We start from the raw sequence: 234 nt of genomic DNA, 5'->3' as shown, positions 1-234 counted from the left end.
GGATTACTATCTCAAAGCCGGAACATCCATGGCAGCGCCCCACGTAGCTGGTGTGGCCGCGATGATGTTGACGATACTCCCCGCCATGACACCGGCAGATGTGGAACAGAAGCTGAAGGGCACCGCAGGGCCGCTTACGTGCGTCGACTGCGGTAACGGCCTTCTCAATGCGGACCGGGCATTGCGGGACATCCAGGCGGAGGCCGCCCCCCTCGTGGCTGGCACACCGACCAT

Annotated in this window: 1 protein-coding gene; it reads left to right on the top strand. The window is 63.2% G+C overall.

All coding sequences use genetic code 11. The features are described from left to right. Positions 1-234, top strand: a 234-nt coding sequence (locus tag N7568_RS25460; protein WP_261612394.1) for a S8 family serine peptidase, incomplete at both ends; no start/stop codon positions are given.

This window comes from Paenarthrobacter aurescens, assembly GCF_025421775.1.
Taxonomy (GTDB): Bacteria; Actinomycetota; Actinomycetes; order Actinomycetales; family Micrococcaceae; genus Arthrobacter; species Arthrobacter aurescens_B.
This window is presented reverse-complemented; position numbering and strand designations above follow the sequence as displayed.